Consider the following 23338-nt stretch of genomic DNA (forward strand, 5'->3'; position numbering starts at 1 on the left):
TCGAACAGCAGAATCGTCCGCTGTGACCTGCGGGTCAGAGCAGTCTTGAGAATCGCTTCACCTCCCCCGTGAACGGGGGAGCACTGCGATTAGCCTCGGTAGCTGATGAGCGCGTCCATCCAATGCCCGGCGTGGGCCAGGGAGTCGAAGCGTTCGGGGTAGTCGGCGGCGTACCTCGTGGTACGGAACTGGGCTTCGCTGAACGGCGCGAGGTCGAGCCCGGAAAGCTCATTCACCATGCCGGCCACGGCTGTCAATACACGTCCATCAAGCTCACAACCCGGCTCATGCGAGCGGGAGTTGAGGCATCCATGGGCTCAGTCGGAGACCCATCAAACCGCTCTGACCAGCTGATCAGCGACTCCCGAGCAACGGGGGAACCTCAGGTGGGGTCGAACCCGTAGTGCAGGTAGACGGTCGTGCCCTGGTTCGGAGCGCTGGAGCAGGCGTGCAGGCGGCGGGCCATGTGTGGGGGCGAGGAGGGTGTCCCACTGGTCTGGAGCGGCCAGCTGCCATGCGGTGAGCTCGTCCGTGTCGAGGTGAATGCGTGTCTGCGCCTCTTGCGGGGTGATTGGGCCGCAGTCGAAGAGGTAGTTCGCCAGGGGCGGGCGCCCGTCGGCCTGTTCCGGCACTCAGTCGACGGCCGGCAGCCGGCCCGGCGTGAGGTCGAGGCCGAGTTCTTCCTCGACCTCGCGCCGGACTGTCTGCAGCGGGTCCTCCCCCATGTCCAGGCCGCCGCCGGGGATCTCCCAGGTGTCAGTGCGGTAGGACGGCTGGACCAGGAGAATGCGGCCGGCTGCGTCGTGGATGACGGCTCCGGCACCGGCGATGCGCTTGGGCAGGGAGGCGTAGTACTCGGCAGGAGAAAGACGCGCGGTGCTCATGAGGCGGGACGCTAACCGGGCCGCCCACATGGTCCGGGCCGTATCGGCGGTCTGGCCCAGAACAGTGACGAACCGGTGCGATTCTCACTCCAGAGACGGAACATTACCTGGAGCGAGACGCACAGATGCCCGCGCTGTGACCATTCAGCAGGAGCAACACTCGAACAGTGCGATTCTTCGCTGAGAATGATCCTAAGCTTCGGCACCACTTCGGCCGGGTCCGCGCTCGCGCACTCAGCGCTCGTCCGCTCTAGGCGAATTAGACTGGTACGAGGGAAATTGTACGAAGGGTGATCACTCCTTCTTGTCAAAGATGACTGCCAACGCGCGCAGGGACCGCTCACGGAGTACAGGATCTGGGTGAAGCGTCGCGACCATCAGCAGTAACGACACGGTGATGGGCAGAACGGCAAGGACTGGCGCGTTAGTGATCCCATGCCGCGACCGTAGGGCTCCAAGGCGTTGCGCCGGAAGGCCAGTAGGCGTTGCGGTTTGCGCGCAACACTCGTGCAACACCCGCAAAGTGGCGATATGTGAGCTTGTCGCGAATCAGCTGACGCCTCCTCCGCTACGACATACGGAGGAAGTCTCCGAAACTTCGTCAGGAACGATCCTGAGCGCGCACCGTCGAGGCGCGCTCTGGCACCTGATGCGCCTGGTGGGCCGCCATGGCATGGAATGCCTTGACTGCAAGTCTTGACTGCAAGTCTTGACTGCAAGTCTTGACTGCAAGTCAAGGCTGCGTAGCCTTCTGGACCTCTTGCGCTCGGTAGGCGGGATGATCTGGTCTTCTATGTGGCCTGACAGTGTCAGCCACCTCTCCGTAGAGTTGCTCAGCGCCACCGGAGCCGGTCCAGCTGGCACCGCAGGAAAGGGAGGGCCCGCCTACATGACCGCCCCGCCGTCCGAGCGCACCCTCATCTACGCCGAAGACCTCAGGCCAGAGGACGTCCGCGCCTTGGAGACGTTTCTCAACGTCCAGTTGGGGCGGGTGTACGAGGGGGTCGGGGAGACCGGTGAGACGTCATTCGCGATGCGGTCTCTGCTCATCCTGGTCTGCGGCTCGGCCGAGCTCCTGTACACGCTCCTCGCGGTGGAGCGGCCACAGACGTGGCAGCGGGCCGCGATCGTGCGGGAGTGGCAGCGGCTACGCAGTACGGCCCATGAGTTCAACCACTGCGAGGGCTACGACCATGACCACTGGTGGAACCAGGTACGGCACTTCGACGCCTCCGACGAGACCGCCGAACAGGACCGGATCCGCCGGTTCGCCGATGTCCCGTCGCTGACAGTGCCGTTCCCAGGTCAGCGCAGGTAACGCCCACCAGCGAGGCAGCGCCCGTCTGGCTTGAAGACGCGTCTGCGTCTGCTGCGCTTGGACGTCGGGCCAGGTGCTTCGGCGATGACGTTCAGTCACCACCGAATGTGCGACAGAACCGCACGACCCGACCGTGGCCGTCGTCGTGGTCGCCATGACGGTGATGGGAGTGATCATCGGCACCGTCGATGTCGTCTTCGTCGCGTTCGCCGAGGCCGGGGGCAACACGGCGCTGAGGAGCATCGTGCTGTCCCTCTACGCGGCGGGATCATGCCTCTCGGGCTTCGTGTTCGGCAGTAGGACGATCACGCGCCCGATCGGCGGGCTCCTGCGGGTCGGCCTCGTCGCCACCGCGTTGACCACCGTGCCCATGGTGTTCGTCGGATCGATCGGCGCGCTGTCCCTCACGATCTTCGTCGCCGGAGTCTTCTTCGCCCCCACCGTGATCCTCAGCTCCCGGCTCATCGAGAAGAACGTCCCGCAGGCTTCGCTCACCGAGGCCCTCACCTGGTCGGCCGCGGGCCTGAGGTTCGGCACCGCGATCGGCCCCGCAGCCGCCGGGCCCGTGATCGACGGCCTCGGCGCGGGCAACGGGTTCTGGATCGCGGTCGTCGCGGGCACAGCACTTCTTCTCCCCTCCGTGGTCCTGAGACGCGCCTCTGCTGCCTGACACCGACCGAGGGCCGGTCGTCGCCGGGGTGTCAACAGGGGGTGCGGTATCCGCAAGGAGGCGGGGCGAGCGCCGATTTCGGGCCCACCTCGGCGCCGTGAACACGCGGTGCCCGGCCCACCGAGCGCTGCGCGCACACGGTGCGCATCTCCACCAGGGGCGCGGGCCCGCCCGCTCCCTCGTGGCGCTGCGAGGGAGCGGGCGGGCCGGAGCGGCGAGGGGTGGGCCCGGGGCCGCAGGAGGCGGATTCCGGAGCGCACCGGGGCACGGGCGCGTCGGCTCCGTGCCGCACGAGTCGCGGGAGCGGTCAGGTGAGGTGGCCGCCGTACCGCTTCGTGGCGAGGTGGGTACAGATCCAGGTGATGAGCCCCATGACCATCATGTAGGCCGCGATGGGCCACCACTGCTCGCCCGACCAGGCGTACAGGCCGGTCGCGATGAACGGGGACAGACCGCCCGCGAACACCGCGGCGACCTGGTATCCGATTGATACCGCGCTGGAGCGCACCTCCACCGGGAACAGCGAGCCCATCATCGAGGGCTGCAGCGCGTACATCACACAGGCCACGACGATGGTGACGATCATGGCGATCGTGACGGCCACCATGTTGCCGGTGTTGACGGTGAGGAAGAACGGGAACGCCAGCAGCACCGAAAGTGCCGCCGCGGACAGGTACATCCGCCGTGCGCCGAAGCGGCTCGACACGGCCCCGAAGTACGGGATCGTCAGGATCTCCACGAACGCCGCTATGAGCGCCGCGTTGAGCAGCGCCGCGCGTTCGAGGCCGAGCGCGGTGGTGCCGTAGCTGAGCAGGAAGACGGTGACGACGTAGAACACGGAGTTCTCCGAGAACCGCATGCCGCCCGCGAGCAGGATGACGCGCCAATGGTCGCGGACCGCGGAGCGCAGCGGCATCGCGACCTGCTTCTTCTCCTTCACCAGCCTCTCGAACTCCGGGGATTCCTCCACCGAGACCCGGATCAGCAGCCCCACGATGACCAGCAGGAAGCTCGCGAGGAACGGGATGCGCCAGCCCCAGGAGAGGAAGGTCTGCTCGTCCATGCGGTTGATGAGCACGAAGGCGCCCGTCGACAGGATCGTGCCGGCGGGCACGCCCATCTGCGGCATGCTCCCGAAGAACCCCCGGCGGCCCTTGGGCGCGTGCTCGACGGCCATCAGCGCGGCCGCGCCCCACTCGCCGCCGACCCCGAAGCCCTGGACGAGACGCAGGAGCACCAGCAGGACCGGCGCGGCCACCCCGATCTGCCCGTAGGTGGGCAGCAGGCCGATCGCCGCGGTTGCCGCGCCCATCACCAGCAGCGTCACGACCAGGACCTTCTTGCGGCCCAGCTTGTCGCCGAGGCTGCCGAAGACCGCGCCGCCGATGGGGCGGGCGGCGAATCCCACGCCGAAGGTGGCGAACGCCAGCAGGGTGCTGATCAGCGGGTCGCCGGTGGGGAAGAACAGGTCCCCGAAGACGAGCGCGGACGCCGTGCCGTAGAGGAAGAAGTCGTACCACTCGATGCTGGTGCCGATGAAGCTGGCGAAGGCCACCTTGTGGGGTGAGACGGTGCGCCGTGGCGTCTCGTCGGCCGTTCTGGGGGGTGCCGTCGTGTCAGTCATGAGGTCTTCCGCCTTCGCTGGTGAGGGCCGCCGTGGTGGGCGAGTCGGGGGTGTGCGGCCAGCGGAAGAATCCCTGGCCGGTCTTCTCGCCGAGCTGTCCGGCGGAGACCATGTCGCGCAGGATCCGCGGCGGCTCGAAGCGGGGGCCGAGGGTGGCCGCCAGATGCTCGGCGATGGCGAGCCGGACGTCGAGGCCGACCATGTCGCTCATGCGCAGTGGTCCGACACCGTGCCGGTAGCCGAGTTCCATCCCGGTGTCGATGTCCTCGGGTGTGGCGATGCCCTCCTCGACCATCCGCATCGCCTCCAGCCCGATCGCCACTCCGAGACGGCTCGTGGCGAAGCCCGGGGAGTCGGCGCAGCGGATCTCCGTCTTGCCGAGGTGGCGCGCCCACGCGGAGGCGGTGGCGACGGCCGCGTCGCCGGTCTGCGGGGTGCGGATCACCTCCAGGAGCGGCGTGGTGGGCACCGGTTGAAAGAAGTGCATTCCGCAGAAGCGTTCTGGCCGGTCCAGGGCCGCGGCCATCTCGGTGACCGCCAGCGAGCTGGTGTTCGTCGCGAGGACGCCGCCGTCGGTGACCAGCCGTTCGGCCTTCCGCAGGATCTCCGTCTTCAGGACCGGGTCCTCGGGCACGGCCTCGACGACCATGTCCGCGGGGACGCACTCGGCAAGGCTGCCGACCACGCGCGCCCGGCCTGCGGTGCCGTCGGGGGAAGCGGCGGCCAGCCGCTCGCGCGCCCGCCGTGCGACCACGGGGTCCGGCTCGACGATCTGAACCGCATGACCGCGGGAGACGGCCAGTTCCGCGAGGCCCAGGCCCATCTTCCCCGCGCCGAGCACCAGGAGCGTGGCGGCACCGAGGTCGGGGACCGTCGAGGAATTCCGGTCCGGGGTCGTGGTGGCACCCGTGAGCGCGGTCGCGGCGCCCTGCGTCTCTCCTCCGGGACGGGCGCCCATGGCGGTCACAGCTTCGGGGCGAGCTGGAGCCCGCCCGCCACGTTGAGCGTCTCGCCGGTGATGAAGCCGGCTTCCCGCGACGCGAAGAACGCGACCGCCGAGGCGATGTCCTCCGGCGTCGCGACCCGGCCGAGGGGCGTCATGCGCGCATACCGCTCGAAGTTCTCGCGCCGGGTGTCACCCATGCCCATGGCGTCGACGAACCCAGTGTCCACGGGACCGGGGGCCACCACGTTGCACGTCCCGCCGGTCGGGGCGAGGTCCTGCGCCACCGACCGGCACAGGCCCACCATTCCGGCCTTGCTCGCCGAGTAGGCGGGGTTGCCGCCTGCCAGCCACGTGCGGGAGCCGATCATGACGACACGAGCGCGCGGGCTGGCCGTCAGCGCCTCCATGGCCGCGGCCGTCACCAGATAGGCACCCCGCAGGTTGATTGCCAGCGTGGCGTCGAACGCCTCGAGTCCGGTGGTGGACATGGTCCCCGGCGGGGCGACGCCCGCGTTGTTGACGACGACGTCCAGGCGGCCGTGGCACTCCAGTACGGCGTCGACACCCGCCCGAACGGCATCCGCGTCCGTGACGTCCAGTCCGACGGCGAACGCGCCGTCGATTCCGGCCGCCGTCCGTTCGGCGGCGGCCAGGTCCCGGTCGCTGACCGCGACGGCGAAGCCGTCGGCGGCCAACCGGCGGCAGCTTGCGGAGCCGAAGCCCCCCGCCCCTCCCGTGACCATCGCCACGGGGCGCCCCCGCGCCGCAGTGGGTGTGTCGTTCATCGTGTGTCCTTCCCTCGTCGAGGTCGTCATGCGGCGTCGGTCCCGGCCGCGTTCGCGCTGCGCACCGGCAACACGGCGTACTGCTGCCACCCCGTGACCACCCGGTGGTGGCCGGCGAGGAGATCGCCGAGTTCCGGCGTCGGAGCGTCCACCCACAACGGCCCGCCGGCGAGCGCCGCCAGCTTCTCGGGCGTCGCGGCGAGGTGCAGGTCCGCCGGTCGCAGGCGCGCGAGGAACGCCGCGTCCAGCTGCTGGTTTCCGCGCCCCAAGATCATGCCCTGTCCGCCCACGGGGGACAGGAGCAGCCGCGGACGCCGACCGGCGGTGAGATCCGCCAGGCGCCGGGCGTCCACGTCGCGGCCGACCGTCGTCCCGCCGTCCACCACGTCGATCCCGAGCAGGGTGTTGTCCACCCCGAGGGCGCGGGCGGCGGCGGCGACGGTCGTGCCCGGTCCGAGGACCCACAGGTCGTGCTCCCGCATCCGGCGGGCGCACTCGGCCGCGAGCCCCGCGATCCCGGCGGCGTCGCCCCCGGAGCGACCGGCCCCCACCTTGCCTCCCTGCAACCCCGCCGTCCGGGCCGGGACGGGCAGGTGGCCGTGGAGGGAGGTGGAGAGCACCCCGGCGCGCCGGGCCTCCTCGTCGTGGTCCACCACCTCCGCCTGGCGGGTCGTCACGGCGCGCCCGGCGGCCGCGGCGCGCAGCACCTCCGCGGCCAGCAGTCCCGCGGTCCGCGGCGAGCGCGCGAACACGCCGGAGTGCATCTTCACGCCGCCGGGTACGCCGACGACCGGGGGCAGGCCCTGGCCGTCGGCTCCGGCGGCGCCCGCGGCGTTCCGGTAAACGGCTGCGACGTCCCGTGCGGTACCGTCGCCGCCCGCGACGAGGACGACGTCGACGCCCCGGTCCAGCAGTGCGGTGACGGTGCGCCGGGTGTCCTCGGGAGTGGTCGTGCCCGCAGGAGCCCGGTGGACCACCCCGACGCGGCAACCCGCGTCCCGGGCCGCGTCCTCGCCCAGGCCACCGCCCCCGGTGAGCACGGGTGTGTCGGGCCAGGCCTCGACGAGGGCGGCCAGCGCGTCCCGGGCCCGCCGCGGCGCGGCCGCGACCGCGCCGCGCTCGCGGGCGCGCCGCTGGGTGTCGGCGCCGTCGCTGCCCCGCAACCCGGCCGGGCCGCCGATGCCCGCGACGGGGTTGATGAGGAGTCCTATGGTCGGCATGTGCTCACCGGTGCTTCGCCTTGGGCGGTCGCTGGGGCAGCGGCAGGCCCGCCGGGGCCTGCCAGCGCTCGGGCTCGGGGAAGACCTCGCCCTCGTACTTGCGCCGGTAGGCGCGCCAGGAGGTCGCCCAGGTGTCCGGGTCGCCGACGGCCTCGTCGTCGACGGTGTGGATCGAGCTGCGGTGCGGGGCGGCCCGCACCAGCTCCGCGTCGGTCCGGGCCTCGTGGGCGGTCTGCTTGATCGCCGCGACGTACTCGTCGAGTTCGCGCCGGGAGTAGGACTCGGTCGGTTCGAGGGTGACCGGCTCCGGCACCACGTACGGGTGGTGGCTGGTCCAGTAATGCATGCCGTGGTCGGCCATCCGCGCTCCGATCTCACCGCTGGTGACGCCGGTCTCCGCGGTCAGCTCCGCCCAGCTATAGCGCACCTGCTCGATGCGGTGCTGTCCCTGCGCGTACGGCACGGAGAGACCGTCGACGTCGGCGAGCGAGGCCAGGACGTAGTTGTTGTTGACGATCGCGGTCTCGGCGACCTGCCGCAGTCCCTCGCCGCCGAGCGCCCTGGCCCACGCGTAGGCGCGGACCAGGTTGGGCACGACGCCGTAGAAGGGGCGGACGGAGGCCGTTGCCGTGGCGCCGCCGTCCTCCCAGCCGAGCCCGTCCTCGCCGCGCACCAGGCGCGGACCCGGCAGGAACGGGGCGAGCTCGTCCGTTGCGCCGATCGCGCCCGCCGCGGGGCCGCCGCAGGCGTGCGGTGTGGAGAACGTCTTGTGGAGATTGAAGTGGCACAGGTCGAAGCCCGCGTCGCGGGCCCGGGTGATCCCGAGGAGCCCGTTGGCGTTCGCCTGGTCGTACACGCAGACCCCGCCGACCGCGTGCACGGCCTCGACGTACTCCGTGATCCGGGGATTGAAGATGCCCGTGTCCTCGGGGTTGGTGATGAACAGGGCCGCGGTGCGCTGCGAGACGGCCCCGCGCAACGCGTCCAGGTCGGGGAACCCCGTCTCGTCCGGGTAGAGGGTGATGACCTTGTAGCCGGCGGTCCGAGCGGTCGCCGCGTTGGACGGGTGGGAGAAGACCGTGGTGATGATCTCGTCCCGCTGCTCGTGCTCGCCGCGGGCCCGGTGGTACGCCTGCACGGTCTTGACGTTGGCGTAGATCGCCGCGGATCCGGCGCCCGCCTGGAGGCAGACCGCGTCCATGCCGGACACCTCGCGGAGGATGTCCTGGAGCCCGGCGAGGATCTCCAGCACGCCCTGGACGGTGGACGGGTGCTGGAGCGGGTGCAGCCGGGCGCTGCCCGGTGCGGAGACGAACCGCTCGTTGGCCTTCGGGCTGTATTTCATGGTGCAGGTGCCCTGGCCGATGTCGACGTTGAGGTCGGCGCCGAGGGTCTCCTGCGACAGGCGGAGGTAGTGCCGCAGCACCTGCGACTGCCCGATCCGAGGCAGGGCGGGCGCGTCCGCGCGTCGTACTGCCTCCTCCGGAGCGTCGGCCAGGGCGGTGGCGAGGGCGTCGTCGGTGCCGGGGACCGCGATCCCGCGGTGGCCCCGGTCGTCGAGTTCGAAGATGACGGGTTCGTCCCAGCGGGGGGCGTGGTATTCGCGCCGCAGGCCCTTGCGCGCCTGCCACCGGCCGTCCGCGTCACCGGCCGGGGCGGCCCTGTCTGCGGCCTCGTCATGGATGGTCGTCCGGTCGGTCATCGCAGGATCTCCTTCAGCTCGCCGGCCAGCCGGTCGATGTCGGCGGTCGTGTGCTTCTCCGTCACGCAGACGAGGGCGGTCCCGCCGTCCCCCGGTCCGCCGGTGCCGGGAAGGAGGGACGACGGCAGCTCTGCGCCGCCGAAGATCCCGCGTTCCCGCAGCAGCGCGTCGACCTCGGCGACGGTGCGGCCCGGGTAGCAGACGGCGAACTCGCGCCAGTGCGGGGCGTCGGCGTGCAGCACCTCGGCTCCGGCCTCGGCGAGGCTGCGCATCGCGTACCGGGTGCGGGACGCGACCCCGGCCCCGAGCTCGGCCATGCCGCCGGGTCCCATCAGGGAGAGGTAGACGCCGGCCGTGATGCCCCACAGGGCGGCGGCCGTGCCCACCCACTCGATGCCCTCCTCCCGGCGGGCCAGGGAGGTGCGCTCGTAGGCGACGTCGCAGAACCCGAGCTCGCCGGCCTTCCGGGTCGGCGCGAGGCCGAAGAGCCGGGAGGGGAACTCGAAGACGAACCGCTCGTCGTCGTGGGTGGCGATGAACCCTCCGTGCGCCCCGCCGTAGTGGAGACCGAGGCCGAGGGACTGGATGTCACCGCAGACGATGTCCGCGCCCCAGCGGGCCGGCGGGTCCACGAAGCCGAGAGCGAGCGGGTCGGTCCCGCACACCACGATCGCGCCGACGCGGTGCGCGGCAGCCGCGATCTCACGGGCGTGCCGCTCCAGGACGCCATAGGCGTTGGGGGTCTCCAGGTAGACCGCGGCGACGTCGTCGCCGAGGCGCGCGGCCACGTCCTGCGGCCGGGTCAGACCGGTGGCGGGGTCGACGGGGAGCATGTCGACCGCGAGGACGCCGTCCAGATAGCCCTCGATCTTGCCGAGCTTGTCCGGGAGCACTGCGCCGGTCACCAGAACCCGGGGGCGTCCGGTGATCCGCCCGGCCATCCGCAGGCCGGTCGCGGCGGCCTGGAAGCCGTCGTAGGTGGGGACGTTGACGACGTCCATCTCCAGGAGTTCCGCCATCAGGGAGACGTACTCGAAGAGGGCCTGCCACTTGCCGTGGTCCTCGTAGGCCTCGCCGGCGTAGGCGGTGAGGAACTCGGCGCGGCCGTTGACCTCGCCGCAGACCGCGGGGACCCAGTGGTCGTAGCAGCCCATGCCGAGGAACGACAGGTTCTCATCGACGGTGGCGTTCCGCCCGAGCAGGCCCATCATGTGGCGGGACAGCTCGTACTCGCTGGTCAGCGGCGGCCCGATGTCGAGCGGGCGGCTCATGCGCAGCTTCGCGGGGATCGAGGCGAGGAGTTCGTCGACGTCGGCGACGCCGATCACGTCGAGCATCGCGCGCTCGGTGTCCGCCGCCGCGTTGGGGATGTACGGGTGTGCGGGTGGTGCGCCCATCTGTGTGCCGTGCCTTTCGCGGTCCCAGGTCGGGTGACCCGAGAAGTCAGCCACAGCTTCCCGCCGGTCCGATCTGTACAGAGCAGCGAAGGAGGAAACGCGGATGTACAGGATGTCCAGCGCCCGGCTCGGCGGGGTGTGCTTAGGGTGACGCGCATGGAACTCGACCTACTGCTCACCGATGCCCACGTCGTCACGATGGACGACGACCGCCCCTTCGCCCGCAGTGTCGGGATCTGGCGGGGACGGGTGGTCGGCCTGGACGAGCAGGTGGAGGGGATGCGCGCCCGGAGTGAAGTCCGCGTCGGCGGCGCGACCGTGGTCCCCGGGTTCAACGACTCGCACAACCACATGGCGCAGTTCGGCCAGCGCCTCGGGGAGATCGACTGCAGCGCAGTGCGTTCGCGGGACGAACTCCTCGGCCTGATCGCGGCGCGGGCGGCCGAGGCGGCCCCCGACGCATGGATCACCGGCTCGGGATACGACCAGACGGTGCTGGGGGGCCATCCGCTCCGCGAGGAGCTGGACCGCGCGGGCGGCGGCCGCAAGGTCCTGCTGCTGCACCGCACGAGCCATCTGCTGGTCGCCAGCACCGCGGTCTTCGAGGCGGTCGGCGCGATGGCGGCGACGTACCCGGACCCGGAGGGCGGGACGGTGGAACGGCATGCCGACGGCACGCCCACCGGCCTGGTCACCGAGCGGGCGATGGCGGAGTTCCGCGGACTGCGCAAGCCGTTCCCGCAGCGCGATCTGATCGACGCGCTCGGCGCCGCGTCCCGCGTCTACCTCGCCGAGGGACTCACCTCGGTCTCCGAGGCCGGCATCGGAGACTCCCCGCTCGTCGGGTCGAGCCCGGTCGAGGGCGGTGTCTACCAGCGGGCCGTCGAGGAGGGCGCGATCCGCCAACGCGTCCAGCTCATGATCGCGATGGAGAACCTGCACACGCTGGCCAGCGCGGACACCGACCCGTTCCGGCGCGGGCTCGACCTCGGCCTGCGCACCGGCCTGGGCGACGAGCGGCTGCGCATCGGACCGCTGAAGATGTTCACCGACGGCGCGTTGATGAGCCGGACCGCGTCGATGACGGCGGACTTCTGCGGCCACGACCACGCGGGCATGATGCAGTTCACGGCCGAGGAGCTCACCGGTACTGCCGTGGACGCGGCCGCCGCGGGCTGGCAACTGGCCGTCCACGCGATCGGCGACCACGCCGTCGATGTGGCCCTGGACGTGCTCGGCGCGGTCGCCCGCGCGGGGGCCCGCCCCGACCCGCGCCACCGCATCGAGCACGCCTCCGTGGTCCGTCCCGAACAGCTCGACCGGTTCGCCCGGCTCGGAGTCATCGCGTCCACCCAGGGCCGGTTCGTCGCCGAACTGGGCGACGGAGTCGCCTCCGTGCTCGGCGAGGACCGCCTGCCGTGGACGTACCGGCACGCGTCGTTCGCCGAACGCGGCATCGTGGTCGCCAGCGGCTCGGACCGGCCCGTCGTCGCCGACGGCGGCCCGCTTCCCGCGATCCAGTCCATGGTCGAGCGGCGCACGCCGTCGGGCCGGCTCTTCAACGGCCACGAGGCGGTGCCGGTGCTGGAGGCGCTGCGCACCTACACCGTCGGTTCGGCGTACGCGCAGCGCACCGACCACGAACTCGGCCGCCTCGCCCCCGGCCACCTCGCCGACCTGGTCGTCCTCGGCCGGGACATCACCACCTGCGCGACCGAGGAGATCGGCGGCACGCCGGTCCTGGCCACGGTGGTGGGCGGCGTGGCGGAGTACGACCCGCAGGGCATCTTCGCCTGACGCCTGACGGCGGACCCGGCCGGTCGCGACCCCGGCATCGCGTCGGCGCGGCACCGGACACCGTCCCGACGGGGCGCGGCGGTGCGGGTACGGAGGCGCGGCACGGCAGCGGCGCGGGCCCGCCGCCGGACGGCGCACCGGCGGCAGCACCGTCCGCTCAGCCGTCGGCCGCTTCACGCTCCTCGAACAGCTCCCGGATCTCCACCGCGAGCCACAGCTCGAAGAGATCCAGTGCCCGCGTCGGGTCCAGCCCCGTCAGCTCCGCGACACGGCGCAGCCGGGCGCGCGCGGTGTGCCGGTGCACCCCCAGATGGGCTGCGGCGACCTCGGTGTTCCCGGCGGAGCGCACATAGGCGCGCAACGCCCCGTAGAGGTCCGTGCCCCGCGCCTCCGGGGTCATGAGCGGGCTGAGAACCTGGTGGGCGTACTCCTGCCGGTCCGCGCCGCTCCCCAGGGACAGCAGCGCCCGGTATCCGCCGAGCCGTTCCAGCACCACGAACGGCACACCGCGGGTGTCGGCGGCGTGATAGGCCCGCTCGGCCTGACGCAGCGCCACATGCCCTTCCGCCCGGTGCACCGGGCGGCTCATGCCCGCCCTGGCGATGCCGCACTCTGCGGCCAGCGCCTCCGCCCGGCTCTCGGCACCGTCGTCGGGGTCAAGAAGCCCCAGTTGGGTCGTCCCGCCCGCCGAGCGGACCAGGACATCGGCTGCCAGCTCCTGAAGCCCCGCCACGAAGGCCGCCCGGCGCCCCGGGTTCTCCATCGCCGCCGTGGTGATGACCTGCACCCGGGTCACCCAACCGAGTTCGGCCCGAACGAGCCGCTCCTCCACCTCGGACGCCTCTCCGGTGCCGTCGAGAAGGGCGTCGAACGCCTGCGCACGCGTCGCCCACCGCCTCTGCCCGGCCCGATACCGCAGTTCGAGGAGGACCGCGAGCAGGGAGTGGGCCATGGACCGCAGGGCGCGGTCGTACTCGGTCCACGCGCCCGGTTTGGCCACGACGAGGATGCCGCGCATGGTCCCCGAGGCCAGCACCGGCACGATGGTCATCGTCCACTCGCCGACGTCCATCGCGACCGACCACGGGGACGAGCTCAGCAGGCGTGCCCGGACCGTGCGGCGCACTTCGGCGAGGTCCAGAGCGGCGCTGCCGCACTCGGCCACGACCCGCATCTCACCGTCGAACAGGACCGAGTGCATGCCACTCGTCTCGGCCATCCCCGCCAGCACGGCGTCCGGTCCCCTGACCTGCGCGGCGGCATCCGCGAGATTCCGCTGGGCGAGCAGCGCACGGCGCATCGGCTCCGTGTGTTCGGCGTTCAGCGCGTCCGAGACGGCCTGGATGATCGATTGCAGCCCGGTGTTCTCGGGCACGTGCACCAAGGCCAGGCCGGCCGCGGCGCACCCGGCCAGGAGCACGGCGGGCAGCTCGGGGTGCGGCAGGCTCGCACCGGTGCTCACCCCGAGCGCCGCGACGCCCACCCGCGTCAGGCGCTCGCAGTAGGCGAAGGTCTGCGCCGCGTCCTCGAACCGGTTGAGCCCGGTGGACAGCAGCAGTTCACCGCCGAGCAGCCAGGGCGTCGGATCCTCCAGTTCGCTCACGTGCGCCCAGCGCACCTCACGGCCGAGCGCGTCGGTCGTCCCGCCCCCGGCCCCGTCGCCGTCGATCAGACCGAGCCCGAGACTCGGCAGCGCGAGGACGTCCTTGAGCGTGATCATGCCTCGGAGTGTGCCACGCCCGTCAAGCCCCCGAGGGTGAGCCGGAACCCGCTCGTGATCGCGGCGGACGGCGTCACAGGAGCTCGCGCACGACGGCCGGGGCACGACCCGGTCGCGGCCGGCGTTCTGCGCCTGGACCGTGTCCAGAGGCGCGTCGAACAGGACGGCCACGACCGGCGGCTCTGTCACGTTGGCCGGCGGGGTGGGATGATCTTCGGGTTGATCACGGTGGAGGGGGCTGTTCGCAGGGAGCGCGTCCCCGTCGTACAAGGGGCATCGGTACCCAGTGGAGGTGATCTCGCATCGCGTGTGGCTGTACTTTCGCTTCCCGCTCAGCTTCCGCGAGGTCGAGGAGCTTTAAAACTCCGTCACAGGTGCGCCCATGAAAGGCCCCCACCCCAAACACGTCAATGGCGTTGGCATAGGAGACAACGCAGATTGGCGGCTGGTCATGGTCGGCGGCGAGGTCGTGTACCCCAGCGGTGGGTGGTCCAGGCTCGGCGGATCAGGCTACGGACGGTGATGATTGTGTCGGCGAGGTCGAAGAAGGCTCCGATGACGCAGATCCGCCGTTCGTGGCAGCGCGCCAGCCGCTGGAAGGCGTACTGCCAGGCATGGGTGCGCTCGACATGCCACCGCTGAGTGGCCTGGACCGGTGCCTTGGTTCCCTTGTGGGCGATCCGGCCGCGCAGGCCTCGCTCTCCGAGCACGGCGCGCGACTTGGCCGAGTCGTAGCCCGCGTCGAGGTGCACGGTGATCTCGTCGGGCAGTGGCCCAAGTCCAGCCAGGACGCCGAGAGTTGGTGCCGGAAGTGGTGAGTCGTGGCAGTTGGCGCCGCTCAGTACGCGGCCGAGCGGGATGCCGTATCCGTCAGTGATGCCTGAGCGTTTCATGCCCTGCTTGCCCCGGTCGACGGGCGAGCGTCCGGCTGCTTCACCCTCGCCGGGGGCCTTGGTGATAGCGCCGTCCACGGCGATCCGGTCGAGGACGAGGCCGACGATGCGGTCGTAGGCGTCGAGGGTGATCTGCTTCAGCCGGGTGAACAGCCCGAGCTGTATCCACTCGTCGCGGCGGTTGCGGATCGTGCCGGCCGAGCAGGCGGCGTCCGCGATCGCTTCGTACGAGCAGCCGAACCGAAGGACTTGCAGCAACTTGTCGAAGACGATCCGGTCACCAATCCGGCGCCGGTGGCAGCCCAGCGGGTGGGCGGGATCGAACTTGGGCCGCTGCGGCATCAGGGCGGCGAATTGGTCCCGGAGCGGTTCGGTCAGCCATGGTGGCAGTACAGGCACAGGTCTCCCCAGTGATCACAGAGCGTCGCAACTCCGTGATCACCGGACCTGCGCCTGTCCCATCTGCCGACTACGCCCTGTCCGGTCGATCTTGTCGGATCGGCGCGCGGTGTCGGGCGCCCGGCAAGGTCGGCCGGATGGGGCCTACGCGTCAGGAGCCGTGTTCGGCAAGGTGATCGTCAGCCATGAGGTGTGACGCTCACGGGGCGAAGGTCGCTGACAGGATCCGGGTGACCAGGGCGAGGTCGTTGCCGCCGCCGGTGGTGGGGTTGAAGGAGTACACCAGGCGGCGGCGCAGGTCGCGGGTGGTGAACATGCCGTTGGTGTAGCCGAAGGTGGTGCCGGTCTTGCCCCACACCGTCACGCCGTTGGGCATGGTCACGCGCATCAGGCCGGCGGCGTAGTAGGCGCTGCCCTGTCCCGGGTCGTCGGCGGTGCCGCCGAGGTAGGGGACGTCGGGGACGTCGAACAGTTCCGCCTGCTCGGTCGGGGGCAGCAGCCGTCCCCGGAAGAGTGCGGTCAGGAAGCGGTCGAGGTCGGCGGTGGTGGAGATCATGCCGCCGGCGCCGGGATTCTGTTCGGTGATGTCGACCAGTTGCGATCCGCCGTCCGGCCGAGGTACGGCGATGTAGCCGTGGGAGTGGGGGCCGGGGATCATGGTGTCGGTCTGCGGGGCGGTGGTGTCGCGCAGGTGCAGCGGTTGCAGGATCCGGGTGGTGATCTCCTGCTGGTAGGTGTGTCCGGTGAGGTTCTCGACGAGCATGGCGGCGACGTAGTAGCCGGTGGCCCCGTAGACCTGCATGCGACCGGGCTCGGAGAAGGGGCGTTCGTGTCGGACGGCCTTGGCGACGAGTTCGGAGAGCGGGTGGTTGTCGAAGCGGTGCTCGACGATGCCGTCCGGGGTGGTGGGCAGGTCGTCCGGGGTCAGTTCGGGAAGGCTGCTGGTGAAGTTGAGCAGGGTGCGGACGGGGATCGGCGGATAGCTGTCGGGCAGGACGTCCGGCAGGTACCGCTGGACGGGCTGGTCGAGGTCGACGCGGTCCTCGGCGGCCAGTTGCAGCATCACGGTGGCGATAAAGGTCTTGGTGACGCTGCCGAGACGGAACCGGCCGTCCACCGGCACCGGCGCGCCGGTCCTGATGTCGGCGGTGCCGTACGTTCCGGTCCAGTGGCCGTCCGGCCCGCTCACGCGTGCCAGCACGCCCGTGACGCGGTCGGGCGCGCTCGACAGGGCATGCTGCAACGCCTGCGGATCCAGCTCCGGCAACCGGTTGCCGGTGGTGTCGCCGGTGGTGTCGGCCGCGGCGGCAGGCCGCGCGGCGGGCGCCGCGACCGCCGGGACGGCCGTGCCCAGCGCCACCGCGCCGAGCACCACGCAGGCGAGCGCCGCCATCGGCACCCGCCTGCGTCGGCCCGCTGTCGTCGCGGTCCCGGCGTTGGAGGAAGGAGGCTCGAAAGTCATGCCCACGACCGTGCCGCACAGCCGTGGTGCGACGAATCAGGGATCGCCCCCGACAGCACCCTGGTGGATCCCTGATGCCGTCTCAGCTTCCGGGGCCGGCTGGGAGTACCAGGTCCGCCCGGGCGACTGGCGCACCGACTGCGCGACCTGGGTCTGCGCATCCACTCCGCCTACCTCGCCCACCCGCAGGCGGCCGTGCTCACCGCCAGCCGGGTCAGTGGCCGGGCGAACGAGATCGACGCCGACGAGGCGATCCTCGGGGTGCTGCGCTCCGCGGGCCTGCCCGCCCCCGAGGCGGTGCGCGTCTACCACGCGTTCATCGACCAGACGCTCGCCTTCGCCGCGCTGGACGCGGCCGGCCTCGCCCTCCCGCACTCCGCACGCGCCGCCGACGAAGCGGTCTGGCAGGCGACCTACGCCCGGCTCCCCGCAACGACCCATCCGAACATCGCGGCCACGGTCCCCCTGCTGATCGCCCGCATGAACGACAGCGCCTACCCGACCGCGCTGGAGATGCTGCTGGACAACGCCGCCGCCACGCTCGTCCGTGCGAGGAGGGCCGATCCGGGGGCATGACGCGCGTCCGGAGTCGGGGCGTTGCGAGAGGGCGAACAGGTCGGCGAACGGATCGGCCGGGAGACACACCTCCGCAGGGCGCCGGAAAGGTCTCACGCTCCTGAAGGCGGAGCGAGTCCGCGATGGTGGCCGGCGGATGCGGGGCACCACCGCGAACTCGTGGCGCGACAGGCTACATGGTGATGTGGACGGGGCCCCCGGTGAGGGAGATCCCGTCGAGGACCGAGGACGGGATACGGAAGACCCGACCGGGGGCCGCAGGCCAGGCGAGGGTACGGCGGGTGACGACGCGGCCGTCCTGACGGACCGTCACCTTGGGGAAGCGGGCGAACTCGTCCGTCCAGAGCAGGAGCCGGTCGCGGGCCGGAGCCGGATCGCCGGGGCGGAGGATCTGCGGTGCGATCCAGCGGAACGGGGCGTCGGCGATCAGGCGGACCCCCTCGGTCGGCTCGCGCCTTCCGGCCAGGTGGTCGATGACCTGCTGGGCGACATGCTTGCCGTCGAGGGCGGCCACGTCTGCGGTGTCGACGGGGTGGAGCATGTTGCCGACCGCGAAGACTCCGGGCCGGCTGGTGCGCAGCGCGGTGTCCGTGAGCGGGCCGAGGGTGCTTTCGTCGAGGGTGATGCCCGCGGAACGTACGAGTTCGTGGTCGGGGATCCAGTCGCCGGTGAAGACGACGGTGTCGCATTCGACGGTTCGGCGCCTGCCCGTGTCGAGGTGCTCGATCTCGACAGCCTCGCAGCGGCCCTTGCCCAGGACTCGGATGACCCGGCAGCGGGTGGCGACCGGAACACGGAGAACGGTGCGGCCGGCGGCGTTGAAGGCGCCGTAGGACTCCGCCTTCGGGTACTTGCTGATCATGAGCGCGGGGGTGCAGCCGGCTTCACGGAGGGTCATGGCCGCGGACCAGCTGACCAGTTCGCCACCGACGATGACGGCCCGCTTGCCGACGGGCTGGTGGTGGAGGTGGACGAGGTTCTGGAGTTGGCCGGTGGTGTAGACCCCGTGGGGGCGGTCTCCGGGGATGCGGCGTGCGGTGCGGGGCCGTTCGCGGGCGCCTGTCGCCAGGACGATGGCCCGGGCACGGATCTGGTAGCGGCCCTCGGGGCTGGTGACGTCGACGGTGCGCTGGTCGGACCAGCCGGTGACCATGGTGCTGGTGCGGATCTCCGCTCCGGACCGTGCCGCCCGGTCGGTCAGGTGACGGGCGTAGACGGGGCCGGTCATCACACGGCGCAGGTCTCGCAGGCCGTATCCGGTGTGGTCGCTGTGCCGGGGAATGCCGCCGGCCTGCTTCTCCCGGTCGACGACCAGGACCCGCCCGGCACCGCGGTCGACGAGTTCGGCGGCGGCGGTGAGCCCTGCGGGACCGCCTCCGATGATGAGGACATCGGGCTCGATGAGGGGCAGCTGGTGGGTCATCGGTTGTCCTTGTGCTGGCTGCAGCAGCCGTCGTTGGTCTGGTGCCGGGTACGCAGGGCGGCGACGGCCGCGCCGCAGAAGAAGCCCTGGCAGCGGCCGTTCATGGCCCGGGTGCGTCGACGCAGCCCTTCCGGACTGCGCGCGGGCACCGGGGCGTGGCAGGCGTCTCGGATCTCGCCCTCGGTGACCCGTTCGCAGAAGCAGACGATGGTGCCGTAGGCGGCGTCCTCGGCGATGAGGTCGGCGTCCTGGTAGGGGCGTGTGGTGGCTTCGCCGATGTTCGGCATCCGGGGCGGGGCAGGCAGGTCGCCGCGGCTGCGGAGTCCGAGTCCGGCTTCCGCCAGGAGCCCGGTGACGTGCTCGGCGATGGCGATGCCGGCCGTCAGGCCGGTGGAACGGATGCCACCCACAAGGAGGTACCGCTGTTCGGGGGTGGCTTCGATGAGGTAGTCGTCGCGGTCGATCGCGGCACGCAGTCCGGCGTAGCTCGCGGTGACCTCCTCGTCGAGCAGACTCGGCATGAGCCGCGCGCCCTTGCCGAGGAGGAAGTCGTAGCCGTCCTCGGACGTGGCGGTGTCGGTGCGGTCGGTGAGATCCTCGGCGGTGGGCCCGAGCATGACGTTGCCGTAGATCGTCGGGGATATGAGCACGCCCTTGCCGCGGGAGGAGGGCACCGGCAGGACGATCTTGTCGGCCTTGGGCCGTGCCAGCTTGTCGAACACGAACAGCTCGCCGCGGCGGGGGGTGACGGTGAAGCGGTCGTGGCCGAAGAACCGGTCGATCGTGTCGGCGCCGAGGCCCGCCGCGTTGACGACCCAGCGGGCGCGCACGTCGCCCTGGGCGGTGTGCAGCGTCGTCGCGTCGTCGCCCACGTCGACGCCGGTCACGGCGTGTTCGAGCAGGATCGTCGTCCCGCGTTGCCTGGCGTCCGTGGCCAGGGCGAGGTTGGTGGTCCAGGTGCAGATGATGGACTCGTCGGGAACGGTCAGGCCGCCGAGCACACCCTCGCCGAGATCGGGCAGGACCCGGTACACCTCGTCCGCGTCGACGATGCGGCAGTGCTCGTATCCGTTGGCCTCGGCCTTCTCCTTCAGGGCGGGCAGGGCGTCGAGCTCCTCCTGGTTCCAGGCCACCAGCACGGCGCCGGTGTGCTCGACGGGGATTCCGGTGGCCTTGGCGTAATCGCTCAGCAGGTGGTAGCCGCGAGCCACGAGCCGGGACTCCAGCGTGCCCGGTTTGGCGTCGAAGCCCGTGTGCAGGATGGCGGTATTGGCCTTGCTGGTTCCGTCTCCGACGTCGTCGCGGGCTTCGAGCAGCGCCACGGAGACGTCGTGGCCCGACAGCTCGCGTGCGATGGCCGAGCCGACGATGCCTCCTCCGATCACCACGATGTCGAAGACTTCGGGGTGAGAACGGTGGGGGGTGGGGGTCATGAGTGGTCTCCCTTGGTGGCGCAGGCCGCGGCGGCCTGCGCCCATGTGGTGCGGAACTCCTGGGCCCGGTCCTCGGACCAGCGGGGTTCGTAGACGGCTGCCGGCTGCCAGTCGCCGACGGCCTCTTCGAGGCTGATGGCGGGGTCGAGCGCGCAGCGGGCGAGCGCGGCGGCGCCGAGGGGGGTGGCGTGCGCGTTGGGGTAGATGTCGACGGGAAGCTGGGCGATGTCGGCCTGGGCCTGCATGAGGGCGGCGGAGTTGGTCAGTCCGCCGTCGGCGCGCAGCCGGTCCAGGGGCCGGTCGAGGTCGCGGCCGACGAGGGCCGTGAGCTCGGTGACCTGGGCGGCTATGCCCTGGAGCACGGCCAGTACGAGGTGCTCGCGGCGGGTGGCCAGGGTCAGGCCGGTGAGGGAGGCCGTGGCCTCGGAAGCCCACCACGGAGCGGCGAGTCCGGCGAACGCCGGGACGCACAGGACGCCCTCGCTGTCCTCCGCGACCAGCGCGTCGAGCTCGGTGGCGGACTGGAGAAGACCGAGGTCCTGGAGCCAGCGCACGGCCGAGGCCACGGTGTAGACCTGACCGTCCAGGCAGTACCGGGTCCGCCCCGCGGCCTGCCAGGCCACCGATGTCGTCAGGCCCGCGCTGGAGCGCACGGGAACCGGTCCCGTGTTCGCCAGCAGGAACGCGCCCGTACCGTAGGTGCACTTGGCCGTGCCCTGCTCCAGGCATGCCTCGGCGACCAGGGCGGCCTGCTGGTCGACGATCAGGCCGGCCACCGGCGTCTCCTGCCCGAAGGCGCGCGTGGTGCCGACCACCTCGTCGCTGCCGACGATGCGCGGCAGCCGCTCGTCGCCGAGGGAGAACAGCTCGGCGAGCTGCCCGTCCCACGCCGCGCCGTCCAGGTCGAAGATCAGCGAACGGCTGGCGGTGGAGGCGTCGGTGACGAACTCGCCCGTCAGGTGGTGCACGAGCCAGGTGTCGGTGGTGGTCACCACCCCGTCACGGGTGAGGTTGCGGCGCAGCCACGCCATCTTGGGTGCGGAGAAGTAGGGGTCGAGAACGAGACCGGTACGCCGCGCGATGTCCTCGCGGTGCTCGGCCAGCTCGGCGCAGATGCTCTCCGCACGGCTGTCCTGCCAGACGATCGCCGGGGACAGCGGCGTTCCCGTGGCCTCGTCCCAGGCCAGGACGGTCTCCCCCTGGTTGGCCAGGGCCACGCCGTCGATGGGCCGGCCGGCCATGCTCACGGCCCGGCGGCCGGCGGTGAGGACGGAGTCGAGCAGTTCGTACGGATTCTGTTCGACGCCTCCCCCGGGCAGGTAGGCGGGGCGGATGGTCTCCTCGGCTATGGCGACCGTTCCGTCCTCGGCGTCGACGACGATGGCTTTGGTGCCCGAGGTGCCCTGGTCGATGGCGAGGATCGTGGTCATCGCGGGGCTCCTTCCATGTCGGCCGCGGAGGGTGCGGTGGCGCTGTCCAGGGCGCGGTCGACGTCGGCCATGTCCGGCATCGTCAGGGCAGCGCGTCCGCGCCGGGCGATGAGCGCCACCAGGTAGACGGCGCCGATCCCGCACAGCACCAGGACGTAGGCCCAGGGGCCGCGGAAGGAAGCGTCCCGGAAGATGAGCAGCTCGTACACCAGCCAGACCGCGGCCAGAAGCAGGACCGGGACCTCCCACCGTCCCAGGGAGAAGCCGCGCGACGGCGGCAGGGAGGAGCGCTTGGCCGCGTACATCGCGACCGTGCCGGCGTAGATGACGGCGGGCAGCAGGGTGGCGGCGGAGAACAGCTGGAACAGGGCGTCGGTGGAACGGGAGAAGACCGCGAGGACGATCTGCGCGATGAGCATCATGAACACGGTGGCGTTCAGCGGTGTCGCCGTCCGGGGGTGGATGCGCTCGAGCAGGCGCCATCCGGGGAAGCGCTCGTCCCTGGACATCGCGTAGACGAGGCGGGTTCCGCTGAGGGTGATCACCAGTCCGCAGGAGAAGATCGAGACCACGACGAGGACCAGGAGGGCCTTGCCCACCACGGACCCGAGCACGGCGGTGATCACGGTGGCCACCGGGGTGGCCGACTCGGCGGCGCCGTCGACCTGGCCGACGGCGGCGGTCACGGCGACCAGGAAGAGGAAGCCGAGGACACCCAGGGACAGGACGGCCTGGACCATCGCCCTGGGGATGACGCGGGCGGGATTCTTGGTCTCCTCCGCCAGGTTCGCCGCGGACTCGAATCCGACGATGGTGAACGCGCCGAGCAGGAACGCCAGGGCGAAGGGGCCGGCGTGGGTTCCGCCGCCCAGACCGTAGTAGCCGCTCTCCGGGATCGTCCCGGTGTCGAACAGGTTGGCGAAGTCGAGCTTGCCGGTGAAGTAGCCCACCGCGAACAGCAGCACCGTCAGCGCGATCATGCCGATGAGCTGCGCTGTCACCGCCGCGCTGTTGACCTTGTGCGTGATGCGCGTGGACGCGGCGACCAGCATGGCCTGCAGCAGCACCACGCCGGCCGTGATGACCCAGGCGTTCTGCGTCGTGCCGACGTACTGGAACAGCTCGGGGAGAATCGTGGAGGCGATCGTGTAGTCCACGGCGACCACGACGACCCCGAGGAAGGCGAACGAGATCCAGCCCATGATCCAGCCCCACACGGGGCCGACGATCCGCGACACCCACTGGTAGGAGTACCCGCTGATCGGGATGCGCGCCGCCAGCGCTCCGAAGACGAGGGCGATGCAGAGCTGGCCGACCACGGAGATCGGCCAGGCCCAGATGCCGCGTGGGCCCGAGGTGGCGAGCACCGAGCCGTAGGCCGTGAAGATCCCGGTCGCGATCGATACGAACCCGAACGCCACGGAGAACGAGGCGTACCAGCCCAGTTCCCGCGCCATCACCTGGTTCGGCTCGCCCTGCTGCCCCTCAGCCGTTCTTGGCGCCTGAGCACCTGCTTCTGATTTGGCCATGACCTCGTTCCCTGCTTCAGAGTGCCCCGCCGTCGCCGCGGAAGCCAGTGGGTGGTGGAGAACCGGATGCGGTCGGTATCAAGGCGCGCGCCCCACAGGGATGCGCTGGAGCCTGTCCGTGGCGGGACAG

19 protein-coding genes and 1 pseudogene are annotated in these 23338 nt (G+C 71.2%); 5 read left to right on the forward strand and 15 right to left on the reverse strand.

All coding sequences use genetic code 11. From position 1 onward, the window contains the following. Positions 1 to 89: 89 nt before the first annotated feature. Positions 90 to 239, reverse strand: coding sequence for a hypothetical protein (locus tag ACFC79_RS18515; protein ID WP_376241335.1), 150 nt, complete (start codon positions 237 to 239; stop codon positions 90 to 92). 393 nt (positions 240 to 632) lie between these two features. Next, positions 633 to 884 (reverse strand): NUDIX domain-containing protein, encoded by a 252-nt coding sequence (locus tag ACFC79_RS18520; RefSeq protein ID WP_376241337.1) that lies wholly within the window; start codon positions 882 to 884, stop codon positions 633 to 635. 889 nt (positions 885 to 1773) lie between these two features. Here ACFC79_RS18520 and ACFC79_RS18525 point away from each other — a divergent pair. Next, positions 1774 to 2202: a hypothetical protein gene (locus ACFC79_RS18525; protein WP_376241339.1), complete on the forward strand. Its 429-nt coding sequence runs from the start codon at positions 1774 to 1776 to the stop codon at positions 2200 to 2202. A gap of 133 nt (positions 2203 to 2335) precedes the next feature. Next, the gene (locus ACFC79_RS18530) at positions 2336 to 2872 is read left to right on the forward strand and encodes a hypothetical protein (protein WP_376241341.1); all 537 of its coding nucleotides are present in this window, start codon (positions 2336 to 2338) and stop codon (positions 2870 to 2872) included. Positions 2873 to 3179: 307 nt separating this feature from the next. Here the strand turns inward: ACFC79_RS18530 and ACFC79_RS18535 are convergent, their stop codons facing one another. From ACFC79_RS18535 to gcvPA, 6 genes are read right to left on the reverse strand one after another with little or no spacing between them, the layout of a single operon-like run. Beyond that, positions 3180 to 4496, reverse strand: coding sequence for an MFS transporter (locus ACFC79_RS18535; protein ID WP_376241343.1), 1317 nt, complete (start codon positions 4494 to 4496; stop codon positions 3180 to 3182). Continuing rightward, complete coding sequence (locus ACFC79_RS18540; protein ID WP_376241345.1) at positions 4489 to 5454, reverse strand: 3-hydroxyacyl-CoA dehydrogenase family protein; 966 nt, start codon at positions 5452 to 5454, stop codon at positions 4489 to 4491. Before ACFC79_RS18540 ends, ACFC79_RS18535 begins: the two co-directional genes overlap by 8 nt. A gap of 5 nt (positions 5455 to 5459) precedes the next feature. Further along, positions 5460 to 6227 (reverse strand): SDR family NAD(P)-dependent oxidoreductase, encoded by a 768-nt coding sequence (locus ACFC79_RS18545; protein WP_376241347.1) that lies wholly within the window; start codon positions 6225 to 6227, stop codon positions 5460 to 5462. A gap of 26 nt (positions 6228 to 6253) precedes the next feature. After that, positions 6254 to 7447, reverse strand: coding sequence for an ATP-NAD kinase family protein (locus tag ACFC79_RS18550; RefSeq protein ID WP_376241349.1), 1194 nt, complete (start codon positions 7445 to 7447; stop codon positions 6254 to 6256). 4 nt (positions 7448 to 7451) lie between these two features. After that, entirely contained in the window at positions 7452 to 9149 is a 1698-nt protein-coding gene (gene gcvPB, locus ACFC79_RS18555; protein ID WP_376241351.1) for an aminomethyl-transferring glycine dehydrogenase subunit GcvPB, read from the reverse strand. Further along, positions 9146 to 10546 (reverse strand): aminomethyl-transferring glycine dehydrogenase subunit GcvPA, encoded by a 1401-nt coding sequence (gcvPA, locus tag ACFC79_RS18560; RefSeq protein WP_376241353.1) that lies wholly within the window; start codon positions 10544 to 10546, stop codon positions 9146 to 9148. Before gcvPA ends, gcvPB begins: the two co-directional genes overlap by 4 nt. A 156-nt stretch (positions 10547 to 10702) precedes the next feature. On the opposite strand from gcvPA, the gene ACFC79_RS18565 reads away from it, so the two are divergent. Further along, on the forward strand, positions 10703 to 12343 hold the full coding sequence (locus tag ACFC79_RS18565; RefSeq protein ID WP_376241355.1) for an amidohydrolase: 1641 nt from the start codon (positions 10703 to 10705) through the stop codon (positions 12341 to 12343). A 157-nt stretch (positions 12344 to 12500) separates the two neighbouring features. Here the strand turns inward: ACFC79_RS18565 and ACFC79_RS18570 are convergent, their stop codons facing one another. Further along, the gene (locus ACFC79_RS18570; RefSeq protein ID WP_376241357.1) at positions 12501 to 14063 is read right to left on the reverse strand and encodes a PucR family transcriptional regulator; all 1563 of its coding nucleotides are present in this window, start codon (positions 14061 to 14063) and stop codon (positions 12501 to 12503) included. Positions 14064 to 14301: 238 nt separating this feature from the next. On the opposite strand from ACFC79_RS18570, the pseudogene ACFC79_RS18575 reads away from it, so the two are divergent. Then, positions 14302 to 14421 (forward strand): annotated as a pseudogene (locus ACFC79_RS18575) (IS6 family transposase); the annotation flags it as partial. A 91-nt stretch (positions 14422 to 14512) separates the two neighbouring features. On the opposite strand, the gene ACFC79_RS18580 reads toward ACFC79_RS18575, so the two are convergent. Together ACFC79_RS18580 and ACFC79_RS18585 are read right to left on the reverse strand one after the other, a co-directional pair. Continuing rightward, on the reverse strand, positions 14513 to 15355 hold the full coding sequence (locus ACFC79_RS18580; protein WP_376241359.1) for an IS5 family transposase: 843 nt from the start codon (positions 15353 to 15355) through the stop codon (positions 14513 to 14515). A 199-nt stretch (positions 15356 to 15554) separates the two neighbouring features. Then, a complete protein-coding gene (locus ACFC79_RS18585) occupies positions 15555 to 16817 on the reverse strand; it encodes a serine hydrolase domain-containing protein (RefSeq protein WP_376241361.1) in 1263 nt (420 codons plus the stop codon). A gap of 159 nt (positions 16818 to 16976) precedes the next feature. On the opposite strand from ACFC79_RS18585, the gene ACFC79_RS18590 reads away from it, so the two are divergent. Further along, the gene (locus ACFC79_RS18590) at positions 16977 to 17393 is read left to right on the forward strand and encodes a TetR/AcrR family transcriptional regulator C-terminal domain-containing protein (RefSeq protein WP_376241667.1); all 417 of its coding nucleotides are present in this window, start codon (positions 16977 to 16979) and stop codon (positions 17391 to 17393) included. Positions 17394 to 17565: 172 nt separating this feature from the next. Here the strand turns inward: ACFC79_RS18590 and ACFC79_RS18595 are convergent, their stop codons facing one another. The 4 genes from ACFC79_RS18595 to ACFC79_RS18610 are packed head-to-tail and all read right to left on the reverse strand — an operon-like array spanning position 17566 to position 23208. Next, positions 17566 to 18816 (reverse strand): NAD(P)/FAD-dependent oxidoreductase, encoded by a 1251-nt coding sequence (locus tag ACFC79_RS18595; protein ID WP_376241363.1) that lies wholly within the window; start codon positions 18814 to 18816, stop codon positions 17566 to 17568. Continuing rightward, positions 18813 to 20249, reverse strand: coding sequence for an NAD(P)/FAD-dependent oxidoreductase (locus ACFC79_RS18600; RefSeq protein WP_376241365.1), 1437 nt, complete (start codon positions 20247 to 20249; stop codon positions 18813 to 18815). The genes ACFC79_RS18595 and ACFC79_RS18600 overlap by 4 nt, the downstream gene beginning before the upstream one ends. Continuing rightward, positions 20246 to 21679: an FGGY family carbohydrate kinase gene (locus ACFC79_RS18605; protein WP_376241367.1), complete on the reverse strand. Its 1434-nt coding sequence runs from the start codon at positions 21677 to 21679 to the stop codon at positions 20246 to 20248. Before ACFC79_RS18605 ends, ACFC79_RS18600 begins: the two co-directional genes overlap by 4 nt. Next, positions 21676 to 23208 (reverse strand): APC family permease, encoded by a 1533-nt coding sequence (locus tag ACFC79_RS18610; RefSeq protein ID WP_376241369.1) that lies wholly within the window; start codon positions 23206 to 23208, stop codon positions 21676 to 21678. The genes ACFC79_RS18605 and ACFC79_RS18610 overlap by 4 nt, the downstream gene beginning before the upstream one ends. Positions 23209 to 23338 lie beyond the last annotated feature (130 nt).

The organism is Streptomyces sp. NPDC056061, from assembly GCF_042266885.1.
Taxonomy (GTDB): domain Bacteria; phylum Actinomycetota; class Actinomycetes; order Streptomycetales; family Streptomycetaceae; genus Streptomyces.

Coding starts and splice junctions, on each gene's coding strand:
- ACFC79_RS18535 (WP_376241343.1), bottom strand. CDS start 4,496: ATGACTGACACGACGGCACCCCCCAGAACGGCCGACGAGACGCCACGG.
- ACFC79_RS18585 (WP_376241361.1), bottom strand. CDS start 16,817: ATGACTTTCGAGCCTCCTTCCTCCAACGCCGGGACCGCGACGACAGCG.
- ACFC79_RS18610 (WP_376241369.1), bottom strand. CDS start 23,208: ATGGCCAAATCAGAAGCAGGTGCTCAGGCGCCAAGAACGGCTGAGGGG.
- ACFC79_RS18600 (WP_376241365.1), bottom strand. CDS start 20,249: ATGACCCCCACCCCCCACCGTTCTCACCCCGAAGTCTTCGACATCGTG.
- ACFC79_RS18525 (WP_376241339.1), top strand. CDS start 1,774: ATGACCGCCCCGCCGTCCGAGCGCACCCTCATCTACGCCGAAGACCTC.
- ACFC79_RS18550 (WP_376241349.1), bottom strand. CDS start 7,447: ATGCCGACCATAGGACTCCTCATCAACCCCGTCGCGGGCATCGGCGGC.
- ACFC79_RS18515 (WP_376241335.1), bottom strand. CDS start 239: ATGGTGAATGAGCTTTCCGGGCTCGACCTCGCGCCGTTCAGCGAAGCC.
- ACFC79_RS18540 (WP_376241345.1), bottom strand. CDS start 5,454: ATGGGCGCCCGTCCCGGAGGAGAGACGCAGGGCGCCGCGACCGCGCTC.
- ACFC79_RS18520 (WP_376241337.1), bottom strand. CDS start 884: ATGAGCACCGCGCGTCTTTCTCCTGCCGAGTACTACGCCTCCCTGCCC.
- ACFC79_RS18545 (WP_376241347.1), bottom strand. CDS start 6,227: ATGAACGACACACCCACTGCGGCGCGGGGGCGCCCCGTGGCGATGGTC.
- ACFC79_RS18565 (WP_376241355.1), top strand. CDS start 10,703: ATGGAACTCGACCTACTGCTCACCGATGCCCACGTCGTCACGATGGAC.
- gcvPA (WP_376241353.1), bottom strand. CDS start 10,546: ATGGGCGCACCACCCGCACACCCGTACATCCCCAACGCGGCGGCGGAC.
- ACFC79_RS18595 (WP_376241363.1), bottom strand. CDS start 18,816: ATGACCCACCAGCTGCCCCTCATCGAGCCCGATGTCCTCATCATCGGA.
- ACFC79_RS18605 (WP_376241367.1), bottom strand. CDS start 21,679: ATGACCACGATCCTCGCCATCGACCAGGGCACCTCGGGCACCAAAGCC.
- gcvPB (WP_376241351.1), bottom strand. CDS start 9,149: ATGACCGACCGGACGACCATCCATGACGAGGCCGCAGACAGGGCCGCC.
- ACFC79_RS18570 (WP_376241357.1), bottom strand. CDS start 14,063: ATGATCACGCTCAAGGACGTCCTCGCGCTGCCGAGTCTCGGGCTCGGT.